This window comes from Xenorhabdus sp. PB62.4 (assembly GCF_014467285.1).
Classification (GTDB): Bacteria; Pseudomonadota; Gammaproteobacteria; order Enterobacterales; family Enterobacteriaceae; genus Xenorhabdus.
In genome coordinates, this window is record NZ_NKHR01000058.1 from 1 (window position 1) to 4,432 (window position 4,432).

Sequence of the window (4,432 nt, forward strand, 5' to 3'; positions counted from 1 at the left end):
GGGGGATTACCATCTCAGTATGGTATTCGGTGGAAACATTCCGGCTATTGATTATCAAGTGGTATCAAATGGTTTTAAAATTCATATCACGCCAAAGCTAAGAATTATTCATAATGGGCATGAAGGCCAGAAACGTCACCAGTGCAATTTGATGAAAAAATATGGGAAGCTGGGTGATAAATTTATTTTTTACAGCAAATTAAATGTCAATAAATATTGGGCAACGAATGATAAAATTATCTACCCCATGTATTTATACGCTGAAAACGTTACTAATAACAGCAAAGGGAGGCTATTGTTTTATCGTGATAATAGTATTAGCCAGGTCAGTGTTTTTCTAGAAAGTTTGGACCAGAGATTATATTCAGAAGCCAGTGATAATAAAGATGGCTATATTATTGACACAACAAATGATACTGATTTATTTAGGAAATATCTCTATTTGGAAAACCGTTTTAATGATCAACGTATTGCAACGGACGTTTCTGATCCAAAAGAACTTAATACGGCTATATCCCCGGCTAAAGTCAAAGTTACTGTAAAGACAGGCACTAAAGAACAGACTTTCACCGCCGATAAATATGTTTCCTCTCAACCTGCTCCTAGTTTTGAAGAAATGTTGTATCAGTTCAATGAACTGGAAATCGACGCTTCTTCACTAAATTTTGTCAATAATTCCGCCAGCATTGATGTTACTTTCACCGCCTTTGCAGAAGATGGTCGCAAACTAGGTTGGGAAAGTTTCAGCATCCCGGTAACTCGCAAAGTCGATAGCGCTCTAACCTTGTACCATAATGACAATGGCGCCCAATATATGCAGTGGGGCGTTTACCGTATCCGCCTCAATACCTTGTTTGCCCGTCAGTTAGTGGAGCGTGCCACAACCGGAATCGATACGATCCTCAGTATGGAAACCCAAAATATTCAGGAACATCAGTTGGGACGTGGAAGCTATATCACGATAACTATTCCTAAATATCATGCCAACAAGCATGGAAGCAACCGTAGGGCTGATTTTATACTGAATCGTGGTCGTTCTGACGAATCCATAGAAATGGGAGATCATATTTTCTGGAGTGGTATATTGGGGGATACAGAACAACAAGTTACTCTATTTGTTCCTATTTCCCGTTTAGAAAAGGAATTCTCTGATCCAATTAATTTCCCCTATGACAGAAAGAAAGGCTTAGGTGTATACCTGAAATGTCAAAAAGGTCGGTTACAGTCCGGTACATTAAAGGTAGGTAACACCACTCTTGCATTGACCACATTTACCAAAATATCTGGTTGGAGTGCTGACAGGGATGTTGGTGTTGTTATCTCAGGACAGAACACCGAACCCTTGGATTTCAGCGGCGCCAACGCCCTCTATTTCTGGGAACTGTTCTACTACACCCCTATGCTGGTAGCGCAACGCTTACTGCATGAACAGAGCTTTGATGAGACCCACCGTTGGCTGAAATATGTCTGGAGCCCAGCCGGTTATATTGTCCACGGCCAAATTCAGACTTATAAATGGAATGTCCGCCCATTACTGGAAGATACCCGTTGGAACAGTGATCCGCTGGATTCTGTCGATCCCGATGCGGTTGCCCAGCACGATCCGATGCACTATAAGGTTTCCACGTTTATGCGTGTGCTAGATCTGCTGATTGCCCGCGGGGATGATGCCTATCGCCAACTGGAGCGGGATACCCTGAACGAAGCCAAGATGTGGTATATGCAAGCTCTGCATCTGCTGGGGGAGAAACCTTATCTGCCGCTCAATTCCGACTGGGATAACCCGCGTCTGGATAAAGCCGCCGATATCACCACGCAAAAAGCCTACGCCCAGGCCATAACCCGGTTGCGGCAAAACGCAACAACAGAAACCCGGACGGCCAACAGCCTGACGGGTCTGTTCCTGCCGCAGATTAACGACGTGATGATGAGTTACTGGCAGACACTGGAGCAGCGCCTGTACAACCTGCGCCACAATCTCTCTATCGATGGTCAGCCTCTTTCCCTGCCGATCTTTGCCACCCCCGCTGATCCGAAGGCCCTGCTCAGTGCAGCAGTGGCCACTTCACAGGGCGGCGGTAATCTGCCGAACGTCTCCCTCCCGCTATGGCGTTTCCCGCAGATGCTGGACAGTGCCCGCAGTATGGTCGGTCAATTAATCCAGTTCGGTTCAACTTTGCAGAATATTATTGAACGGCAGGATGGCGAAGCCCTGAATGCCCTGCTGCAAAATCAGGCGGCAGAATTGATATTGACCACTATCCGTATTCAGGACAAGACGATTGAAGAGCTGGACGCTGAAAAAACCGTCCTGGAAAAATCCCGTGCCGGCGCGCAATCGCGCTTTGACAGTTACAGCAAACTGCATGATGAAAATATTAACGCGGGTGAAGAGAAGGCGATGTCACTGCGGGCTGCCGCTTCTGGCATGACAACGGCCGTTCAGGCCGCCCGGCTGGCGGGAGCGGCTTTGGATCTGGCGCCCAATGTTTTTGGTTTTGCTGTCGGGGGCAGCCGTTGGGGCTCGATTGCCGAAGCCACCGGTTATGTGATGGAGTTTTCCGCCAGTGTGATGAATACCGAAGCGGATAAAATCAGCCAGTCTGAGTCCTATCGCCGCCGCCGTCAGGAATGGGAAATCCAGCGCAATAATGCCGAAGCGGAACTGAAACAGATCGAGGCCCAGTTAACTTCACTGACAATCCGCCGGGAAGCTGCGGTTCTGCAAACAGACAGCCTGAAAACCCAGCAGGAGCAGACACAGGCACAACTGGCCTTCCTGCAACGCAAATTCAGCAATCAGGCACTCTATAACTGGCTGCGTGGCCGATTGGCGGCCATTTACTTCCAGTTCTATGATCTGGCGGCGGCCCGCTGCCTGATGGCCGAAATGGCGTACCGCTGGGAAACCAATGATAGCACCGCACGCTTTATTAAACCGGGCGCCTGGCAGGGAACGTATGCCGGTTTGCTGGCGGGTGAAGCCTTAATGCTGAATCTGGCACAGATGGAAGAGGCTCACCTGAAACAAGATCAGCGGGCGCTGGAAGTGGAGCGTACGGTTTCTCTTTCGGCCGTTTATGCGGGTTTACCCAGCAACAGCTTTAACCTGTCAGAGAAAGTCACCGAACTGGTGGAAAAAGGCTCAGGAAATACCGGTAATGGCCTCAATACACTGGCATTTGGCACAGGAGCCGATACCCAAACTTCCCTGCAAGCCTCCCTCTCTTTGGCGGATTTGAATATCTTTAAGGATTATCCCGCCTCGCTCGGCAAAACGCGCCGCATCAAACAGATCAGCGTCACATTACCGGCTTTATTAGGCCCCTATCAGGATATTCAGGCGGTTTTATCCTATGGCGGTGAGAACAATGGCCTGGCCCGTGGTTGCAAGGCGCTGGCAATTTCCCGTGGCATGAATGACAGCGGTCAGTTCCAGCTGGATTTCAATGATGGCAAGTTTTTGCCGTTTGAAGGCATTGCCATTGATGATAAGGGCGCCCTCGTTCTGAGCTTCCTCAATGCAACCAGCCATCAGAAAGCCATGTTACAGACACTCAGCGATATTATCTTGCATATTCGCTACACCATTCTTTCTTAATCCTAATATTTGCTAAATACAGACCCCATAGGGGTCTGTAAGGAGTTTGACATGCAACGTTCAGATACACTGAAATTGGAGACCCCGTCACTGCCCAAAGGCGGCGGCACACTCCGGGGAATGGGGGAAACCTTTACCGGGGGCGGTCCCGACGGAATGGCCTCACTGTCATTACCGCTGCCGATTTCCAGCGGGCGCGGCACAGCACCTGCCTTGTCCCTCACCTACAGCAGCGGGAGCGGTAATGGCGCTTTTGGTATCGGGTGGCATTGTACTCCCATGGCGATCAGCCTGCGGACTGCACATGGCGTGCCCCGTTATGAGGGCAACGATAGCTTTTTGTGCCCGATGGGTGAGGTGATGAATGTTGCCCCAAATGAACGGGGCGAGCCGGATACCCGTACCACGAACCAGTTGCAGGGCGTCACGTTAGGTGAGAGCTGGCAGGTCACCCGTTATCAGTCCCGTCTCGTTCAGGATTTCAGCCGGCTGGAATACTGGCAGCCGGAACAGGATAATACGCAAAAACCTTTTTGGATGATGTTCAGTCCCGATGGACAAGTCCATCTCTTTGGGAAAAATGCCCACGCCCGGGTGGCTAATCCGGCGGATGATAACCAGATTGCCCAGTGGCTACTCGAAGAGACCGTGACACCCACTGGCGAACATATTTATTATCAATACCATGCCGAAGATGACGCTGGCTGCGATGAACATGAAAAAGAACAACACCCGTTATCCGGTGCACAACGCTATTTGATACAGGTTAACTACGGTAATATCACGCCACAGACAAGCCTGTTTGCCCTGGATAAGGCGCTGCCTGCCCAT

The 4,432-nt window shown here is 49.5% G+C and carries 1 protein-coding gene and 1 pseudogene; both read left to right on the top strand.

The genetic code is table 11. The features are described from left to right. Positions 1 to 3,601, top strand: a pseudogene (locus Xenpb_RS18930) (toxin); the annotation flags it as partial. Between the two features lie 51 nt (positions 3,602 to 3,652). Then, positions 3,653 to 4,432: SpvB/TcaC N-terminal domain-containing protein (locus tag Xenpb_RS18935; RefSeq protein ID WP_304952558.1), on the top strand; the 780-nt coding region annotated here is incomplete at its 3' end.